Origin of the sequence: Enterobacter sp. R-25, from assembly GCF_049913205.1 — a bacterium.
GTDB lineage: Bacteria > Pseudomonadota > Gammaproteobacteria > Enterobacterales > Enterobacteriaceae > Enterobacter > Enterobacter ludwigii.
Map to the genome: position 1 here is coordinate 913,627 of NZ_CP183982.1, position 18,000 is coordinate 931,626.

Consider the following 18,000-nt stretch of genomic DNA (forward strand, 5'->3'; position numbering starts at 1 on the left):
TTAACCCTCTGATTTTTAATGGCATTATTACACTGATTTTTTTGGCATAGTTTTGGCATAGAAAGATTTAAAGCTGTATTCTATTTTATCTAATAATTTAGATTTGTGGGATATGGTTTGTTATACAGTGCATGGATAGGGTGGTAACAATAACATTCAGTTATTATATTGATTTTAACTAACTCAATGATGACTTAAAGTTCAACCTAAGGTGTGTGTTCATCAGGTGTTCATAACTAAAAAATGTTTTTTTAATTTCAGAGGTAATATTGACCACTTTTTTATTTTTGCTAATTAACAATTACGTGAAAGTAAAAAGGACGATGAAAAATGAAAATAATAAATAAAAAAGGTTTTTCCTTATTGGGAATAACATTAGTTTTAGGTATTGGCTCTGCAATGACATCCATAAAGTTTCAGGACATGAAGCAAGATCAAGAAGCCATCATGGCTAATACCGTTGGTGCTCAAATGAAACAGATGGGGGAAGCGGTTAATCGTTATATCAGTATTCATTTTGACAAGCTTTCAACCCTGACATCCAGCAGCAGCCAGACAAGCGATCCGGGACCAAGAACCTGTTCGGCTAATGGTTGTGAAATTACTTATCAGACGTTGGTTAATGAAGGGCTGTTGCCTGCGGGTCATACTGGCGTCAATATGCAAAAATCTTCTTATAAAATCCTGCTAAAACGCGCTGGAACAACGCCTAACTACGTTATCAATGGACTGATAATAACAACGTTGCCTTGGTCAGAAGGAGACCGTATTCGCTATGACTTATTAGGCCGTGCTATGCAAACAGCAGGGATTGATAGCGGTATGACGCAATCTGCATCTGTCGCATCAGGTACGAGTGGTCAATGGACTGAGAACCAAAATAACTATAGTGGGATTAATGCGGCTGGATTGCTGGCCTACCGAGTAGGATACGATTCCTCCATGTATTCTGTTTACCTACATCGTGATGGCACATTGCCAATGACGGGCGATCTCAACATGGGAGGTCAAAGCATAAACAACGCCAAAGACATTACCGCGTCCGGTGATGTCAATGCGGTTTCGTTTAATGGTTCCTATGGGCGCTTTGCCAAGAATGTCAGTGTTTCAGAAGATCTGGTGGTGACGGGCTTCTCTACCTTTGGCAAAAACGTATCCATGAACAGCTATCTGACCGTTAAGAATGGCATTGATTCGAATAGCTATGTTGCTGCCAAGACTAACAGCAGCCGTCTCCAAATTGGCGGCGGTGGGTCCAGTAATCAGAATGCGGTGTTGATTAACGTCGCAGGCGGGGCGGGTGATGGCTACCTCTCCCTTAATGGCGATAACAACTCATCGGTTAAGCTTGATGTATGGGGAAGTCAAAAGCTTCGCGGTGATCTTGTTTTGTCAGCATCTAATGATGGTAAAACCACCGGTGGCATCAGTGCATCAGGCAATATTGCTGGTAGATACATTCAACCCACATCAATAGCCACTACCGGGGAAACATGCTTACCTACGGACTTATCAGCAAGGCAACCGATGGATCGCCAGTATGGTGTATTGATGGCGAATGGAAGGGTAATGAAGGGAACACGATTGCTTGCTCTGAAACCCGAGTCAATTGCATTGCTATGGCAAGACTTGTCGCTAGCGCATGTTCATCACCAAACTCTTCTACTAAAATATTTTCAAAATTAATTAAAGCAGATTGGCATTCTCCACAAACCGCAAGATCTATAGCAGGTAAACTTCGATGCTCTATTCTATTTCGCAATCCAATAAGAAAAATTATATTTGCTTTTTCAGGTGTCATAACACCACGCCAGTATTCATCTATGCATTCTGCAAGTTCCCATGCTTTTTCCTCGCCATCAATGAAAATTGTTTTTGCATTATCATTAAAATGAAAATAATTAATTCCTTTTTTATTAAAAATAGCATGAAATAATGAAGTATAAGCGATGATGATATTTACAATGAATCCATAAGTTTTGAATTCTGTGTATGGATTATTATAAGTGCTTACTGCTAGTAGGGCGAATTCTTTAGCTTTATGAATGAAGATTCCTTTTATTGATTGATCGGTCGTCTGTTGAAGCTTTTGACTGTGAACTGATCTAAACTCCTCTTTACTTAGATAAATAATTCCTGAGGTTGTATATTGTGAACCATCTTTTTCAATGTACTGATGCCAACGTTTAGACGGATAGGTTCGACAAGTGTCAATAGCCCAACCAGTGGTTTCAACAAGTTGTTCTATTGTGAAAGCTTCACCTTTCTTTTCCATTTTGCTCAAAAATTCATATGCTAAATCAACTTTATCATATCTATTCATTCTTTGATCCTTGCAATCTGATTATATATAAATATATTTTAATAGCTGACTGATATTCGATATTTAGAGCAGTTGTTCAAGATGAGTGATCCTTGTTTGATAGTAAAATATTGTTAGGTGTTTTCTTCATCTTTCTACTAAGCACTGAAAGTAAGGTGTCAGCATCAAAATTATCTCTTGGGTCAATTACTTGTATTGAAACATCAGGCCAAAGTGCTTGGGCACTTGCTATATTTGGAAATGGATCAACTAAAATAACTTTTTGGAGGTTAGAACCATGCTTCTTTAAATACTCTAACAATGCCTGATCGTATGGGTTAAATGCAAAACCAAATATAATTAAAATGTTACTTTGTTCTAATAGTTTTGCTCCTAAAGCCCAAGTATACTGTAGTTCTACTGGTGGTTTTTTTTCTGGTGCTGGTGGAATAATTAGTGCTTTTCCATTTCTTCCCGGTTTTCCACTTGTGTATTTTGTATTTATATCCCAAGACAACGAACCGTGTAATTTAGCTAATGAAATTGAACCAGTAACCTGTAAGTGTGCATTTTGCCATGGGAATAATGGATTTATTCCTCTTCCGAACAATTGTTCACCGATGACACCGTAGTTAAATCCAGACATACCCAAAGCACACTCAGTAATTGTATCGTAATTACAAGTAAGAATTCCACTTAAACCATTTTCGCTTAATTTCGCAAAGAACTCTCGAAGATACTTTATTCTTTCATTTTCTCTAATTGATCTCTCATCAAACATTGCCGAAGTATATGAACCCCTGATTTTAGTCATGAATGGTTCTGTTAGGCGACGACTCACATACCAAATTATGCGACTTTTTCTATGCGATGATTTATTCATGCACCAATAGACAAATTGTTCAGGAGTTACATCAGGATTTTTTTTCCGCCAATCTCCCCAATCCTTTTCAATTAAAGCTAGTTTTTTTACCTCTTGCTCTGATGTCGCCGAGATATTTAAATCAAATAATTGATTTACTAAAGGTAAGTCGAATGCCCATTTCGAAAAACCAGCTCCTAAAAATAGAGTTATCATACTATCTCCTTGTCGTGCGTAATATTTAATCTATGTTATGTGGTATAGCCCAGTGTCCGTAGAGAGCAAGCTTGGATTATATGTTATATATCCTGCACCAAACAATCGATAATATCTTTAAGTAGTAGTATTTCTTTCGGTGTCGGTAAATTAGACTTCATCAGTTCTGATAACATTTTTATAATATCTGTTTTGTATTTTAACAGATCTGTTATTAGTTCGAAACCACGGTCGCAATCATTTTCATACGCAAATATTACACCTTTGATTACATTATATAATTCTGGTATTGTAATTTTATTTAGACGTTCTTTGAAGAAATTCCGTTGTTCATTTGTAACAACAGGAAAATGCCATGACAATCTATATCCAACATCATAAATGACTTCCGGATTGCTCTCTGATGAAAAGAATGCGGCAGTTAACCGCTTCCATATAATTATTTTATCAGTGTTAGATGTTTTATTATCACTGTCTAATGAATCAAAGTTGTTCAACTTTTCTTCTGTTATTGGTCGCTTGTAATAATTTCTAATATAATTAATAAGATAACAGCAAGGGCTGTTCTCAATAGATAATTCATTGGAGATGTCTATCTTCTGAATTATTGTGCTAGAGGAGTTGTTGCTAATGATTTCTTTTGAGTGGTTTTCTAGATTGAACCATGCAGCAGTTTTAAGTTTAGGAGAAAAGACAATGCCTATGCTTGGTATTGTAAGATTGTCCCAATATTTATAATGTTCTTTACTAGCTTTAAATGTGAATATCCTTTTCTTGTGGTCTACAAATGAGTCACCACTTTTTATCTGTACTCCAGCTAACATGCCAGTAGCAGAACCATCTTTATCAACTAATTCAATTTGCCCATCTATGCCAATATCACTTGAGCTTGTTTCGCGAAAGATAATACCTGATATTGACAAAGCGTACCCAGCAAAATATACGCCAGCTCTGCTAATTAATTCAGTTTTTGGGGCTTTCAAGTGCTATCTCCACTAAGTATAATAATTTAATGAAAATTGTCTATTTTATAAATTGTAAATCACTCTTTTTCTATTTCATTATTTTACTCATTCCAAACTAACGTTAAAGCAATATTTTTTCAACTTTTTTTCTGAGGCTAACGAAGTGATGAACCACGAAAATCTCCTTGATGTTTACAAATTATTCACACTCACTTAGGATAAATAATGCAACTATAACTAATAGACCAATGTGCATTTCTGACCGAAGTCGAAGTGGTTATATAAGATTAGGGTGTCTCTTGAGGCCCTCACACGTAAAATCAAAATTGAATCATCTCATCCCGGGTAAAGAACAGAAAATGAAACGACCACTCATTTTCGGAATGCGTTTTTCAAGATGCTTAGCCTAGCAGACCTTGGCTGCACATGCACGACAACACCCTCACAGCTCATCATGCACTCATAAGTAGACTTTAATCTCCTCAGTACATTTAAACTAGATGTACGCTTTGATGTGCATTATAATGTATGTAATAAAACACGATTTTAGGTGATCTATGGAACGTATCCTCGCAGAAAAATCTATCAACATCACCGAGTTACGAAAGAACCCGGCGAAATATTTTATTGATGAACCGGTTGCCGTTCTCTCAAACAACCGTCCCGCTGGCTACATGGTTAGTGCTAAGGTGTTTGAAGAGCTGATCGATCTGTTGGAAGAGAAGCAGGGCAGGGTTCATACCGGTGCGCGATTCAGGCCAACGGCTGAACGTTTAAGTGATATTGCGGATAGTGGACAGAAACTGCTGCAAAACGCCTCTGACAAGGATCTGACCGAGTTCACGGAATGAGTATCAGGATTTTCAAGTCAGCACTGATCCGTCAACAATTAAGCCAACAAGAGCTTGATGATTTGGCGGCGGATTTTCTGTCCTATAAAAAGGATTGCGTGTTGCCAGATACCTTTGGGCGTGATGCGCCTTATGATGATGACCGCACCTATCCCTTGGTAAAAGAAGAGCAAGTGGCCCACATTCATCTTGCCGATGCGGATGCCCCTTTCCCGAAGTTTTTACGTCAGTTCAAACGAACCAGCGATCAGGCGCATTTGGTATACTGCCAAGGTGCGATGGACCCTGATGCCTATCTGTTGATTATCATTCTGAAACCCGAAGCGCATAAAATGGCGCGTAACAATAACCATATGCATAAGATCGGGATGATGGCCGAAGCGTTCAGGATGAAGCATTAAGTTGGACAAAAAACACTCTGTCATTTAGGGCAGAAAAACATATGGGGGCATCAATGGGGGCATGTAGGTAGTTGAAACAGAGTATTAGTTAATACTATCAATATGATAGTGGTCAGGTGTTGTTCCTATTATCGAATCGCCATGTACTATGTCATTCATCACCTTGCCTGAATATAAGTAAAATAAAAGGCATACAAGAATCCAAATGTGTCTCAATATCGGTTTTCTCAACGGGATCAATTAAACCAATCGCCGCCTGCCGAAGAGGTTCGGCGACACACATGGCGAGTATGACTTTGGCACTAGTATCTGCAGGTAACATCGGCAACCAGCCCTGTTTTTGCTGTCGTGTAATCCACTCTGTGAGTAATTGTTGGCCGCGCGCTATGCCATTTTCAGTGTATTTCTTGAGGAGATCATCTTTACCAGGAAATTCAGTATTGAGAAGACGAAACATTTTCACGGCGGTTACTGATAGCGCCTGACCACAAATCGCAGCCAGTAATTTTCTTAACGCCGGTAAAACGTCATTCTTATCTGTCGGATCGCTCTGCAGGAGTGGGGCATAGTTATCCGTCCAGTTTCGAACCGAAAGGCCAAGCAATTCCTCCCTGTTTTTCGCAAAGCGATAGACGGTCTTTTTGGCAACGCCTGCATGCGATGCAACCGCCTCAATTGTTGTGGCGTCATAGCCTTTGTCAAAGAGCAAGGCCATCGCGCTACCAATGATTTGTTTCTTCACCTCTTCCTCAGGGACTGAGGGACGTCCGCGTGGTTTGGTTGGTGAGGTCATCCTGGAGATTCCTTTTCGCTTGTCATACGACCATTCTATCGGTAATGTTTAGGAAACGCACTTCGTTTCCTAAATGGTTCGAACTTCCCAATGCTAATGGAGAAAAAAATGCGACAACACGATATTGCCAGGCCCTGGCTGGATTATTCGGCATTGCTTGATCCTTCTCCCATGCCGCTGGAGACAGGTATTAAACGTCTGGATGACGGGAGTCTGCTGGTCGCCGTACGCACCGATTTACATGGCTGCAAAGGACGTATGATTAACTGGTGGTTTACCTTCTTTGAAACGACGCAGCATATAAAATGGTGGCATCCCATTGATCATGTTGAACATCGTGGATGGGATGCCAACTGGAAGCGTGGGGAAAGTTTTTATGGCGCAAGCATCCATGCAGTAGAATCATTAGCTGAAATCCCTCCCATTCCCGCGCGTCTTAAATTCCATCACCCTGCATCGGTATTTGGCGAAATGGCTGTCGAAAAGGCAATGGCGGATGGGAGTGTCTCGGCAATCATTGCCGCAAGGATAGGCTTCGGTGAAAAAACTGAACTGGATAGCCAGGGCGACCCGCTGGACGGACAAATGCTACATGTTGTCCGGGATACGCCTTTTGGGTGTGTGCTGCGTAGCCGGTTTATTCTGGGTATGAGTAATGACGACCACGCTGAACCTGCCGATGACGTTGGATTAGCGCTTATGCGACACTGTTATACAGAGTTCACGTTCTTGTCTCGTTTCCTGCCTTCTTTGTATTACGGCGAGAAAGCGAATGATGAGAAAATTGCGCTTCCCTGGTAACTCGCAGGTTTAACTGCTCAAATAAACGTTTCGACGAGGGTAATCATGCCCACCGTGTATTACCGGGCCAGACCAACGTTATCGCCTGCGTGACGCACACTGGCTAAGCAGTGATGCCTGGTTTAACTAACACGTAGCCAAACCGGCATCACTTCATATCTGAAATGAAGTCAGCGTAACAAAATCAATCGACTGATCTTACTGTGATTCCAGTTATGCTGAAATCATTACCATCGCCGCTGGCTTTATGGCTGAAAATTTCCAGCACATTATCGCCCTGTGCCGCCGTAAACTCACCTGACAGCGTGACCCACTCGCCTTTCACGGCAAGTGCTGTAACCGAGGTAATATCCTGGCCTGCCACCCGCAGTGACAGTTCGGGTATCACCTTGTAGTCATTGTCCCTGCGAGCCTGAAGGCTGAAGCGATAGCGTTTCCCCGGCAGGAGTTCCGAATAATGTTTATAAAGCAGCACGCCATTGTGTGTCCGGCCCTTAACATTGGTGGTCGGAAAACGAATCATGGTCGCGCCACCTTCTGAGTAAAACTCATGCTCAGGCGTTGCCGGTCCAAACTGCCAGTGATTCAGATGATTATTCGTAAACTTACTCTCATCCAGGAATGGTGTTGGCTCGGGACTGACAGAGGGAGTGTCCGGCGCAGCGGGGGGTGAGGAGGGGGGCACCGGTTTGTTGTGATGTTCCTGACACGGGCAAGGGGGCGTATTCTCTTTGCAACTGCAGTCGCTGGCGCAAGCGTCAATCAGGTTCTTAAGCACATCAGCAAGCGTATTCACCGCCCGGACAATCTCAGGGGCCTGTGCGCAAAGATCGCTGCCATTACCGGGCGTCTTCGCTGGCGTTTTGCCTTCCAGCGCATCTGCTTCTTCTTTTTTGTTCGCCACGCTGTCGTGTTGCGTGGCCTTACTGGCGCAAATGGTGCTTTTTAAAACCGAGGCAAAATCGGCAATGCCGGAGGTGTAGATATAATGCTCACCACCCGTACGAAGCGCCAGGCGCTTGTATTCCCGAACCATGGCTTTCTCATCATCCGGGGTGGGATAAGGTAATGAGGCATGAGGCGTGCCCAGATAGGAGTGGATTTTGACGCTGTACTCCAGGGCGGTGGCAATGGCATCATCGCAGGCTTTGATGCGGCCCGCATCCAGGGTCATCTCTCCGCCTTTCAGACTTTCGTCTCCCAGCACAAAAACATTCTTTTCAGCGCCGTCACGCCAGTTGTAATGACGGATAACGTCCTCCGCAGCAGGCGCCACATCTTCCTGAGCGGGGTTCCCCTCTTTGACATACTCTCTGCCTTTCAGGGCGGACGGGTTAGCACCGGCCTCGCTCGTCAGGAACTGACGGACCGTTTTATTAAATTTGGTGCCGGCAAAAACGCCTTCGATACCCAGAAAATCAGTTCGTAAATCCGAAGGGCAGGCTTTTCTGGCCTCCTCAATGGCGCTCTCAAGTTTTGCACAGAGCGCTTCCGCTTCATCCTTCATTGAAAGACTGCTGTCGATGATGAAAACCAAATCAACTTTTTTATTGTCCATAATGCTCATATCAGGGGCTCCATTAACGTTCATTTTTGTTTTCCAGTGAACCGGCAGGGAAGGCAGTGCATGGCACGTTGCCTCCCTGCGGGCGTTTCAACCGAGCACAACAAACCTGACGTCATAGCCTCCCGTATTATTGGCGTATTCAGACGCAACATTTGTATCGTTAAAAATGAATGAAATTTCGCCATCAGCAGGGACTTCCCAGTCGCTACCGCCGCTTCCGATACCGTAAATATGCTCACCCGCTTTGATCAGTAATTTCCCCGCCAGTGCTTCTGGCAGGACAAAAGTGGGATCCGGTTTTTGCGCTGACGGATGCTGGCTGTCGCCGTCAGGTCCAAAGCTGCGACCGCGGCTGTCGTACTGAGCGGTACCGGCAGCAATCAGCATCACCTTGTCCCCTTTGCTCACGGATACGCCGGTGTGGGTCCAGTCACTGCGCGTTGCGGGAACATGACCTTTCCAGTCCGCCTTTTGAGCCGCCGCTTTCTTTTCGTCTTCAGCGATATACACAACCGCGCTGAAAGCGCCGCTGTTGTCGCGATGTGAAGAGTCACTGACCACGAGAATCAGCTCGCCGTCTTCCGGTACCGACCATTGGTAAACACCACTGCCAATGTCATAGCTTTTTCCGGATGCACTGAATCGGGCTTTCAGCACCTTATCGTTCCGTAAGACAAAGCCCTCTTTTAGCCTGCCGTATGGCGATGCCAGGGCGTAGTCTTCTTTACCGTATTTAATCCATCCTTCCGCAATAATACTGATTTTTTGCCCGGCTTTTAGTTTAAGTCCGGTATTAATGCCCGTGTCAGCAGTTGCGTCAATATTGCCCGACCATGCAGGTGAAACAGTCATATAATTCTCCGTAATCGTGACAGCGTAGAGCGTCCAGCTTGTCAGTGGTATGAGGTAATAAATAGCCTACAGATAATGTTTTTTGTTACTAAGGGGTACGGCATTCACAATCAGAATATAAACAGATATGCCACTCAGCAAATAATATTCTGGAAATGATGCTGATGATTTCCGTTCGTCTCCCGTCTGCTGCAGTTCTGCGAATTAAATATTAGGATTAATCTCATGCTGTGTTTTGTTACTCCAGAGCGGTAATGCGTCCGCGTGAGAGGTATATGTTGAAACCAAAAAAGTAATACACAGGGTAACTAAGTGGATATTTGTTAACCCATTCATTTTCCGTCGGGGAGGCGAGAAATTAAGTGGAGAAGTAGAGGTTTTTTATTGGGCGGATATCGCAGTAGGCTGTGCTGTAAGGCGCCCTTTCACTGCTTCGCGTACCTATTATTACCGCCAGTCAGGCATGGTAATTAATTTACTAAAGGTATAATTACAGTCATGATTAAAAGTGCGATTACTCCTATAGTTAACATTAAAATCAACTACAAATCAATGTGTTAGTGGTTGGTTGTGTTGGTGTGTTTATATAAATCGCGGCGTAAAAAAAGAAATCGCATTATTCTTTCGACATAACTCTGGAAAAGATAAATATATTCATATGCATCCATGATGAAATGTTATGAATACTAAATGTGATGTCTGTCACATGCAGGAGAATCTTGTCTTTGATTGATGCAAAGCACGCATCAAATGTAATGTTAATGAAGTTTGATAAAGGAGAATAGCATGACGGCTAAGCCAGAATGGTCCGGAGAAGTTCCTGCAAATATTCCTGCCGGTATTAATACAGGCCTGCAACTGAATGCCGGTGATGAGATAACGATAATGGCCTCTGGCTGGATTAAATACGGTAAAGAAGAATTTGCGCTGGCGGTGCCGGATGGCAGGGTGAAAGAAGGGCTCATTACCTGCAATGATAAGGTGCTCAAGGCGAGATTTGATACTTCTGGCAAAGGTTATGATATAGGCGGTGGAGTATATAAATGGGCGACTCCCCAAAGCGGTATCCTGCATCTGTATATTGCCGATACAGAGGTTGGATACTCTGATAATACCGGCAGTTTCAGCGTCAATGTATACCGATAAGAACGGGTCGTTTCGGATACAGCGATTTCAGCCCCATTGATATGGCGGCAGGGATTATGTCCGGCGTTCTCAAACCGATATCTTATTCATTCCAATATTATTCGCAGAACTCAGCAGATGATAAGAAGACTAATCAACAATATTCTCTGGTACTCTACCGGGTGGGTGTTTTTTGGCCTGATAGTGCTCAGTGGAATCGCAGGGGGACTGGCGGCTTCAGTCCTGCATTTTACTACAACGGATGCATTCCTGGCCGCATTTTGCCTTTTTCTGTTGCTGTCATTGCCCGTTTGCTTCTGGCTGCACCGGTTATCTCGCATACACCGGCGTCAGTAATGTACACGCCCACAAGGAGAGTCCCTGTGAGCGTGTAGTGTTTCCAGTGCTGAGCATGCGCAGTCGCGTTACTGGTGCTTATCCTGCAACGCCTTCAGGGGTAAACGCCATACGTCATAGCGCTCCTGGCCAGGTTTGACCGCGCCAGCAAAATGGTCGTTCAGGCTGCTGGAGGTAAAGATCAGATCCCCGTTCGGATTGATGGCCGGTGTGTCCGGCCAGTGTACGCCGTCGTTTGACGCCAACAGGGTCATTGAGCCGCTCTTCGGTTCATACCTGACAATACCGTTGTGTGTCACATCGGTGATATAGAGGTTGCCTTTGGCATCGGTCACGATACCGTCGGTATTGCCTCCCACCGAACCAAGATCCCGGATCTGCGCCGCAATCTGCGCATCGTCAGCACCAGGCTTTCGCAGGATGTCAGTTGGTACCGCAAACGCATGGGTCCCTGTCGTCACCGTCCAGTAGAGCGTGCCGGTATCCGGAGACAGCGCAATACCGTTGATGCCAATCAGTAATGGATGACCTGGCCAGACTTCAGCCCCGTGCGAGACGACTTTCACACCCGGCTCAATCTGCAGGTCTGGATGACGGTCGAGCACACGTCGGGCAGTGCCGGTTGCGAAATCGGCGATGATAAGACCGACGCGGTTCTCAGGCGCACTGCGCGAGCCGCTGTCGGAGATGTAAGCGACACGGCGCGTCTCATCAACAACCACATCATTGAGGAAACTCGCCTTGCGGTCTGCCACGCCATCCAGTGGAATGCGTTTGATCGTGCGGCCGGTATTCAGATCCAGCACCATCAGTTTCTGCGAACCCACGGGGGATTCCGCTTCTCCCGCGACGAACCCCATATCCAGGGCCCACAGCCAGCCATTCTTACGGTCAATATAGAAGCCAAGCACGTTACGCAGGTTCTGATCGGGAGCGGTTTCCACCGCATTCCCCTCGCGGGACGGAAATGCCGTGAGGCGCGCCGGTCCGGTCTGCACGGTCGTATCAAGAATACTTAACGTCGCGGGTGCACCGGCTGAAACCAGTCGAGGGGTACTGACAAAGGCTCTTCCCTTTGCATCAAAGTGGATGCCTGCGATGGGCGCGTTAACCGAGCCGGAAAACGGCGTCGGCGTTTCCTCCTTCTCAGGCGTATTCCAGGTTACGCCGGTATAGCTGCGCCAGCGCTCAAGAGGGGCCTGGTTCGCTGCGCTGACTCCGCTCGCAAAAGAGAACAACATTGCCATCGCGATGGCGGACATATTACGGGTACGTTTGAACATTTCTATGCTCCGGTAAATAGGGGAAAGCAGGGGACACTGATTCCCCTCAGGTCATGACGGCTGCTGTATTAAAGAATGGAGCGGAAGGTGCCGCCTTCGACGCGCACCGCGGCACCGTTAGAGGCAGCGCCCAACGGGCTTGCCAGCAGCGCGACCATCGCGGCTATCTCATCAGCATCGATCATTCGCGCGATAAGAGAGCTGGGACGGTAGGTCTGGAAGAAATTCGCTTCGATCTCCTGGTCGGTCATACCCGGTGCAGGTGCGGTCTGGCGCAGGTATTCGATAATGCCGTCGGAGCGGGTCGCTGAAGGCAGTACGCTGTTGACCGTAACGCCCGTCCCCTTCGTGAGTTCGGCCATACCGCGCGAAACGGCGAGTTGCGCCGACTTACTGACGCCGTAATGCACCATGTCTGGCGGCGTGAACGCGCCGACTTCGCTCGACATAAATATCACCCGGCCCCAGTTGCGTTCCAGCATGCGCGGGAAGTAATGCCGTGACAGGCGAACGCCGGACATGACATTGATGTTGAACATGTTCAGCCACTCATCATCGGTGATGTCGACGAAGTCTCGGGCTTCGTAAAAGCCCAGGTTGTTGATGAGAATATCGGTGTCAGGGCAGGCCGCGATCAGGGCTTTTGCCCCCTCAGCGTTTCCCAGGTCGGCAACGATGGCGGTGACCTGCGCCTGAGGCTGAGCGGCGGTAATGTCTGCCACGGCGTTTTGCAATTTCGCGTGGTCACGACCAGTAATGGTGACGGCCACGCCTTCGCGCGCCAGCGTGCGGGCGATGGCCAGACCAATCCCCGCGGTTGCGCCAGTAACGAGTGCTGTCTTACCGGTGAGTTGAAGATCCATGATTTTACCCTCTGGTGATGAATGCGCACACTTTACTCATCGCCCAACTGGAGATAAATTAGCGGAATTGAAAAACATTTGTTCCTGAAAGAGCATAATGAGCAGAAAATTCGATTATCTTGGCGATGTTGAGGTCTTCATCGCTGTCGTTGAACACGGCTCATTTACTGCTGCTGCCGTCGCCCTGTCCACCACGCCCTCGGTGTTGAGTCGTGCGGTTTCTCGCCTTGAGACGCGTCTGGGACGACAGCTTTTACAGCGAACCACCCGTCGGGTAGGCCTGACCGAGGCAGGGCGAGTCTATCTGGAGCAGGCGCGCTCTGCTTTTTCCCTGCTGGATGAAGCCGAACGTGATGGGCAGGGTCAGGAAGGCGATCTGACCGGACGCGTGCGCATGAGTGTACCGACTACCTACGGGCACTATCGCCTGCCGCCCTTGCTGGCGCGATTCTCCCAACACTACCCGCGCGTTCAGGTGGATCTGAACATCACCAACCGCAACGTCGACCTGATTGCTGAAGGGTTCGATCTGGCGATTCGTTTGGGTCAGATGCCCGACAGTGGTTTAGTCGCGCGTAAACTGGAGGATGCCGCTTTGCTGCTGGTCGCATCACCCGCGTACCTTCACAGGATGGGGACTCCGCAAACGCTGGATGATTTGCACCGACACATGTGTCTGCCGTTTATTTTGCCGCGCACCGGTCGCATCGCTCCGTGGGTGTTTCGGGAAGACGAACGCGATGTGGACTGGCTACCCGTTTCACCTATCGAAACATCGGATGATGTGCTTGGCGTCGTCTCCCTGGCTGAACACGGTATGGGGATTTGCCAGAGCTATGAATTTATCGTCCAGGACAGGATACAGCGCGGTCAGCTGGTGGAGGTGCTTCCTCACCTTCGCGGACGCTCGCGGCCGTTCTCGGTGATCTTCGCGCCACACCGGCGCCAGTCCGCTGCCACCCGCGCGATGATTGATCTCCTGACCACGCAATAACGACAAGGGAGGGGTGCAATATGAAAAAAACGTCTTATTCGTTTTTGATTCCAGCGATTGTTGGGGTATTGACGCTGGTAATTTGTTTTATTACCTGGCGCGTAGAAATTTACCGTGTGACATTTATTAACGCTCTCGCAATGCAATACATCGCGACCGGCTCATTGCTCTTGTCGCTGGCTTTGATGGTCATTTTTATCTGGAAGGGACGATTGAAAGGTTGGCCGTTTTCTGAGCGTCTAAAAGTGTTCATTGGCACCTTTATTATCAGCATGCCTCTCGCCATTTTCGTCGTCTTTACGGCGGTTTATTTACTGGATGGGAAAGTGTCGTCCTGGAGTGCTCCTTACAAATATAAATCTGTAGGCAGATATAATTGTGAAGGGGCTGAAGTATATGAACCTGAACTGAAAGAGAAGATACGTATTTGTCACCCGATGGGCGACTATCAACTCGATAACACCTTATATGTTGAAAAACGCAGTAATGCGCTGGGTATCGTGGTGCTTTGGGCTATCACGCGCTCATGAACAGGGGAAAGCCTCAGTGGCGCAACATGACGTCTAGCCCGCCTCCAGCATCCCAAAACTTACAATCCGCGATCGGCCCAGTTCTTTAGCCCGGTACAAAGCCACATCGGCTGCACGCAGCAGGTTGTCACTCTGGGCGTGCTGCGGATAGCTGGCGATACCAATCGAAACATCGACTGGCCCAATCTCCGTGAGTCCATAACGTAGCGACAACCCTTGTACGCCGTTGTAAATCTGTTGAGCACAGTCATGCGCTTCTTCTTCATCAGCACCGGAAAGCAGTACTAAAAACTCCTCCCCGCCGTAGCGGAAAGCCATTCCGTTGTCATGGGTAGCCCGCTGAACAATCGTCGCTACGCTTTTAATAACCTGATCACCCGCTTCATGGCCAAACCGGTCATTAATGCTCTTGAAGTGATCGATATCGATCATCATGCAACTCAGTGGTTCGCCGTTACGAATGGCCTGTGTCATTTGGGTATGAAGCGTATCTTCCAGATGATGGCGATTGCGCAAGCCGGTCAGCGGGTCGAACAATGCTTTTTCCAGCAACGCATCGCGTAGCCGCTGGTTTGCCAGCGCCAGACCGAGCGCTTCGGCCATCAGTTCGAGATAAGCTCGGGCAGGGGCATTTTCCGCGGTGATATTCTGGAATGAGAGCAGACCAATGGCCTCGCCCTGGGCAATGAGCGGCACGCACAGCGAACGATACGCCAGTGATTCTGGCAGATGATAGCAGGCGATATCCGGCTTACCGCTGAACGGGGGATGGCTCTGACCACGCCTTACTGCCCAACATTCGTCAGGATGAAACGTCATCTCCTCTCCCGTGGGGGAGAGCCACTGGGCAACGCAGCGCATCTGCCAGGGATCGCGGTCAAGGACATAGAGCCGGCCAGGGACCCCCGGGGCGATATTGGGGGCAAACAGCTCCGCCACGTTGATAACATCGGTAAAGTTCTCACACCCTTGCAGCCGCTGCGTCATGCGGGCCAGCAGTTCGCGGACAGCCCAGTCGGCGTCGCGCTCTTTTTCCAGCCGTTGCCGGGCAAGGCCGTTTTCACGAAAAATACGGATCGCCTGCGCCATATCGCCAATCTCATCAATCTGATTAAAATTCGGCGTTTCGACGGCGTAATCCTGCGACGCCAGACGGTGTACCACGTCGCTCAGACGCACCACGGGGCGCAGCACGCGGCGTTTCAGGATAAAGCCCAGGACAAACAGAAACAGCAGGGCGGTCAGGCCAACCATCAGTTCAGAGGCCGTACGCAGCGCTTTCGATTTTTTGGTGGCATCCTGCACGGACGCAATCACCCGCTTGTCGAGGATCTGGCGAAAGTGATCAATCTGGTTTTGTGCGCGTTCCAGCGCCTGCTCATAGGGGGCACCATAAAGCAGGGCAATGGCCTGAGCATCTTCTCCCCGCTCTGTACTGGTCAGGGCCGTCTGCTGTTCATCCTGTAGCGCATCGATAATCTTGAGACCTTCCCGCAGCAGGGCCAGCTCCTCATCAGACGCGCCGTTATCGCGCAGTTTATCCAGCCTCAGTTCGACATTTTTCAGGTTGTTCTCTGACTGGCTGTATTGTCTGAGGGTTTGCGGATCTTTTTTTATCACGTACAGGCGGGCTAAATCGGACTGCGCCCAGGCGTCGGTTTCAATATCCTCCGTCAGCTCATCAAAGCGCTGCCGCTGTTCAACGGCGTGACGTTCCACGGTGTCGGCATTGGATGCCATCAGCATGATGATGCCTGAGACAAGGGTCAGGCAGACCGTGGCACCATAGGCCCAGTTAGTTATCGTTGCGATTCGCACCTGTGGATCCTTTTACGACATGAGAAGGATGGCGTTCTTTCAAATTATAGAAAACGTTTGATTTAAGGCGAAAAAAAAGGCGGCACAGTGCCGCCTGGTGTGGTCTTTATCGTCATATCATCACAAATCTGGAGGGTTTTTTCCTTCCTCGATGAAATCCGCATCCAGCTCTTCGGCGTTACCCGCGTGATCGCGACCGGAGAACAGGTTCCAGCAGGCGATGAACAGCGCGGCGATCAGCGGCCCAATCACAAAGCCATTAATGCCGTACAGCTCCATCCCGCCAAGGGTTGAGATGAGGATCAGGTAGTCCGGCATTTTGGTGTCTTTCCCCACCAGCAATGGACGCAGAATATTGTCCACCAGCCCGACAATGATGACGAAGAAGCCAACGATAAAGAGACCCTGCCAGAGCTGATGCGTGGCGAACAGGAAGATGGCGGCCGGCACCCAGACAATGGCCGAGCCGACGGCCGGAACCAGCGAAAGGAACGCCATCAGCGCGCCCCAGAGTACGCTACCGTCAATACCAGCGATGGCAAATGCAATCCCGCCGAGCGTGCCCTGAACCACCGCCACTACCGCCGTACCTTTTACCGTTGCCCGCGAGACGCCGACGAATTTGGCGAACAGATGCTGTTTGGCAAAATCAGACAGAGGAAGCGAATCAAGGATCTGGCGTACCAGATACGGACCATCTTTCAGCAGGAAGAACAGCAGATAAAGCATGATGCCAAAGCTGATCGCAAAGCCAAACGTCCCTTTACCAATCAGAAACGCGCTGCCGGCCAGATACTGTCCGCCCTGCAGGGCCACATCGGAGAGTTTTTTCTGGATCTGCGCCGCGTTCGTCAGATTGTGGTCCGCAAGGAAGCCGCTGGCCCAGCCTGGCAGGTGGTTAAAGATGCTCGCCACCACTTCCGGGAATTGGGTGTTGTTCGCTTGCAGCTTGGTGTACACCACGTTCAGTTCAATGGCGAGCGATGAAAAGATCACCATCAACGGGATAAAGACGATGAGGCAGATAATGCCGATAGTTAACAGCGAAGCCAGTCCGTTGCGATCGCCCATCGCCGCGCGCAGCTTGTTTTTTACCGGGTTAAAGATAACGGTAAGAATGGCGGCCCATAAAATCGCGGAGAAGTAGGGGGAGAGCACGTCGAAGAAAGCCCAGGTGACAAGGGCGAGTATGAAGATAAAGAAACCTTTGGTCAGTCCGTTAAAGCGCATCAGTTGATCCTGTAACGATGAAACTGTGTCGACTATAGAACTGATTGAGGGATTTACCAAGAATTGCGCCGCTGTAAAATCCCGCGTATGAACCCGCTCCTTACGGATACCACTTTCGACTGACCGAAGAACGCCAGGGTCCGCGCCATGCTGTAAGTATCTGCTTGCGGAGGTACTTATGGCCTGGCGT

16 protein-coding genes and 1 pseudogene are annotated in these 18,000 nt (G+C 47.8%); 7 read left to right on the forward strand and 10 right to left on the reverse strand.

The features are described from left to right. Window positions 1–330: 330 nt before the first annotated feature. A complete protein-coding gene (locus tag ACN9MQ_RS04320; protein WP_236900106.1) occupies window positions 331–1,686 on the forward strand; it encodes a shufflon system plasmid conjugative transfer pilus tip adhesin PilV in 1,356 nt (451 codons plus the stop codon). Here the strand turns inward: ACN9MQ_RS04320 and ACN9MQ_RS04325 are convergent. From ACN9MQ_RS04325 to ACN9MQ_RS04335, 3 genes and pseudogenes are all read right to left on the reverse strand, one after another. Continuing rightward, a pseudogene (locus tag ACN9MQ_RS04325) lies at window positions 1,649–2,323 on the reverse strand (DUF3644 domain-containing protein); the annotation flags it as partial. The gene ACN9MQ_RS04320 and the pseudogene ACN9MQ_RS04325 sit on opposite strands and share 38 nt — an antisense overlap. A gap of 76 nt (window positions 2,324–2,399) precedes the next feature. After that, window positions 2,400–3,380 (reverse strand): hypothetical protein, encoded by a 981-nt coding sequence (locus tag ACN9MQ_RS04330; RefSeq protein ID WP_073395578.1) that lies wholly within the window; start codon window positions 3,378–3,380, stop codon window positions 2,400–2,402. An 83-nt stretch (window positions 3,381–3,463) separates the two neighbouring features. Next, a complete protein-coding gene (locus ACN9MQ_RS04335; RefSeq protein WP_073395579.1) occupies window positions 3,464–4,363 on the reverse strand; it encodes a DUF4365 domain-containing protein in 900 nt (299 codons plus the stop codon). Window positions 4,364–4,902: 539 nt separating this feature from the next. On the opposite strand from ACN9MQ_RS04335, the gene yafN reads away from it, so the two are divergent. Together yafN and ACN9MQ_RS04345 are read left to right on the forward strand one after the other, a co-directional pair. Further along, window positions 4,903–5,196 (forward strand): type I toxin-antitoxin system antitoxin YafN, encoded by a 294-nt coding sequence (yafN, locus tag ACN9MQ_RS04340; RefSeq protein WP_073395581.1) that lies wholly within the window; start codon window positions 4,903–4,905, stop codon window positions 5,194–5,196. Then, complete coding sequence (locus ACN9MQ_RS04345; protein WP_073395582.1) at window positions 5,193–5,597, forward strand: type II toxin-antitoxin system YafO family toxin; 405 nt, start codon at window positions 5,193–5,195, stop codon at window positions 5,595–5,597. The genes yafN and ACN9MQ_RS04345 overlap by 4 nt, the downstream gene beginning before the upstream one ends. Window positions 5,598–5,748: 151 nt before the next feature. On the opposite strand, the gene ACN9MQ_RS04350 is transcribed toward ACN9MQ_RS04345, so the two are convergent. Further along, window positions 5,749–6,390 (reverse strand): TetR/AcrR family transcriptional regulator, encoded by a 642-nt coding sequence (locus ACN9MQ_RS04350; RefSeq protein WP_073395584.1) that lies wholly within the window; start codon window positions 6,388–6,390, stop codon window positions 5,749–5,751. Window positions 6,391–6,498: 108 nt separating this feature from the next. Between ACN9MQ_RS04350 and ACN9MQ_RS04355 the strand changes: the two genes are divergently transcribed. Further along, entirely contained in the window at window positions 6,499–7,191 is a 693-nt protein-coding gene (locus ACN9MQ_RS04355) for a DAPG hydrolase family protein (protein WP_073395586.1), read from the forward strand. 184 nt (window positions 7,192–7,375) lie between these two features. Here ACN9MQ_RS04355 and ACN9MQ_RS04360 read toward each other — a convergent pair whose 3' ends face one another. Together ACN9MQ_RS04360 and ACN9MQ_RS04365 are read right to left on the reverse strand one after the other, a co-directional pair. After that, the gene (locus ACN9MQ_RS04360; RefSeq protein WP_236900105.1) at window positions 7,376–8,758 is read right to left on the reverse strand and encodes a carbohydrate binding domain-containing protein; all 1,383 of its coding nucleotides are present in this window, start codon (window positions 8,756–8,758) and stop codon (window positions 7,376–7,378) included. An 87-nt stretch (window positions 8,759–8,845) separates the two neighbouring features. Next, window positions 8,846–9,610 (reverse strand): LecA/PA-IL family lectin, encoded by a 765-nt coding sequence (locus ACN9MQ_RS04365; protein WP_014168780.1) that lies wholly within the window; start codon window positions 9,608–9,610, stop codon window positions 8,846–8,848. 786 nt (window positions 9,611–10,396) lie between these two features. Between ACN9MQ_RS04365 and ACN9MQ_RS04370 the strand changes: the two genes are divergently transcribed. Continuing rightward, window positions 10,397–10,756: a LecA/PA-IL family lectin gene (locus tag ACN9MQ_RS04370; RefSeq protein WP_108647478.1), complete on the forward strand. Its 360-nt coding sequence runs from the start codon at window positions 10,397–10,399 to the stop codon at window positions 10,754–10,756. Window positions 10,757–11,160: 404 nt separating this feature from the next. Here ACN9MQ_RS04370 and ACN9MQ_RS04375 read toward each other — a convergent pair whose 3' ends face one another. Then, complete coding sequence (locus ACN9MQ_RS04375) at window positions 11,161–12,375, reverse strand: L-dopachrome tautomerase-related protein (protein ID WP_108647476.1); 1,215 nt, start codon at window positions 12,373–12,375, stop codon at window positions 11,161–11,163. Window positions 12,376–12,443: 68 nt separating this feature from the next. Continuing rightward, window positions 12,444–13,238: an SDR family NAD(P)-dependent oxidoreductase gene (locus ACN9MQ_RS04380; RefSeq protein ID WP_047355620.1), complete on the reverse strand. Its 795-nt coding sequence runs from the start codon at window positions 13,236–13,238 to the stop codon at window positions 12,444–12,446. A 97-nt stretch (window positions 13,239–13,335) separates the two neighbouring features. Here ACN9MQ_RS04380 and ACN9MQ_RS04385 point away from each other — a divergent pair, with 97 nt between their 5' ends. Together ACN9MQ_RS04385 and ACN9MQ_RS04390 are read left to right on the forward strand one after the other, a co-directional pair. Continuing rightward, window positions 13,336–14,232, forward strand: coding sequence for a LysR family transcriptional regulator (locus ACN9MQ_RS04385; protein WP_050737472.1), 897 nt, complete (start codon window positions 13,336–13,338; stop codon window positions 14,230–14,232). Window positions 14,233–14,252: 20 nt separating this feature from the next. Then, on the forward strand, window positions 14,253–14,762 hold the full coding sequence (locus ACN9MQ_RS04390; RefSeq protein ID WP_020885258.1) for a hypothetical protein: 510 nt from the start codon (window positions 14,253–14,255) through the stop codon (window positions 14,760–14,762). Between the two features lie 33 nt (window positions 14,763–14,795). Here the strand turns inward: ACN9MQ_RS04390 and ACN9MQ_RS04395 are convergent, their stop codons facing one another. Both ACN9MQ_RS04395 and ACN9MQ_RS04400 read right to left on the reverse strand, forming a co-directional pair. Next, the gene (locus ACN9MQ_RS04395) at window positions 14,796–16,580 is read right to left on the reverse strand and encodes a diguanylate cyclase (protein ID WP_073395592.1); all 1,785 of its coding nucleotides are present in this window, start codon (window positions 16,578–16,580) and stop codon (window positions 14,796–14,798) included. A 120-nt stretch (window positions 16,581–16,700) separates the two neighbouring features. Continuing rightward, a complete protein-coding gene (locus ACN9MQ_RS04400) occupies window positions 16,701–17,810 on the reverse strand; it encodes an AI-2E family transporter (protein WP_020885256.1) in 1,110 nt (369 codons plus the stop codon). Window positions 17,811–18,000 lie beyond the last annotated feature (190 nt).

Bases quoted from the DNA above. Each gene is read 5' to 3' on its own strand.
- ACN9MQ_RS04320 (WP_236900106.1), top strand. From the start codon at position 331: ATGAAAATAATAAATAAAAAAGGTTTTTCCTTATTGGGAATAACATTA.
- ACN9MQ_RS04330 (WP_073395578.1), bottom strand. From the start codon at position 3,380: ATGATAACTCTATTTTTAGGAGCTGGTTTTTCGAAATGGGCATTCGAC.
- yafN (WP_073395581.1), top strand. From the start codon at position 4,903: ATGGAACGTATCCTCGCAGAAAAATCTATCAACATCACCGAGTTACGA.
- ACN9MQ_RS04345 (WP_073395582.1), top strand. From the start codon at position 5,193: ATGAGTATCAGGATTTTCAAGTCAGCACTGATCCGTCAACAATTAAGC.
- ACN9MQ_RS04350 (WP_073395584.1), bottom strand. From the start codon at position 6,390: ATGACCTCACCAACCAAACCACGCGGACGTCCCTCAGTCCCTGAGGAA.
- ACN9MQ_RS04355 (WP_073395586.1), top strand. From the start codon at position 6,499: ATGCGACAACACGATATTGCCAGGCCCTGGCTGGATTATTCGGCATTG.
- ACN9MQ_RS04360 (WP_236900105.1), bottom strand. From the start codon at position 8,758: ATGAGCATTATGGACAATAAAAAAGTTGATTTGGTTTTCATCATCGAC.
- ACN9MQ_RS04365 (WP_014168780.1), bottom strand. From the start codon at position 9,610: ATGACTGTTTCACCTGCATGGTCGGGCAATATTGACGCAACTGCTGAC.
- ACN9MQ_RS04370 (WP_108647478.1), top strand. From the start codon at position 10,397: ATGACGGCTAAGCCAGAATGGTCCGGAGAAGTTCCTGCAAATATTCCT.
- ACN9MQ_RS04375 (WP_108647476.1), bottom strand. From the start codon at position 12,375: ATGTTCAAACGTACCCGTAATATGTCCGCCATCGCGATGGCAATGTTG.
- ACN9MQ_RS04380 (WP_047355620.1), bottom strand. From the start codon at position 13,238: ATGGATCTTCAACTCACCGGTAAGACAGCACTCGTTACTGGCGCAACC.
- ACN9MQ_RS04385 (WP_050737472.1), top strand. From the start codon at position 13,336: ATGAGCAGAAAATTCGATTATCTTGGCGATGTTGAGGTCTTCATCGCT.
- ACN9MQ_RS04390 (WP_020885258.1), top strand. From the start codon at position 14,253: ATGAAAAAAACGTCTTATTCGTTTTTGATTCCAGCGATTGTTGGGGTA.
- ACN9MQ_RS04400 (WP_020885256.1), bottom strand. From the start codon at position 17,810: ATGCGCTTTAACGGACTGACCAAAGGTTTCTTTATCTTCATACTCGCC.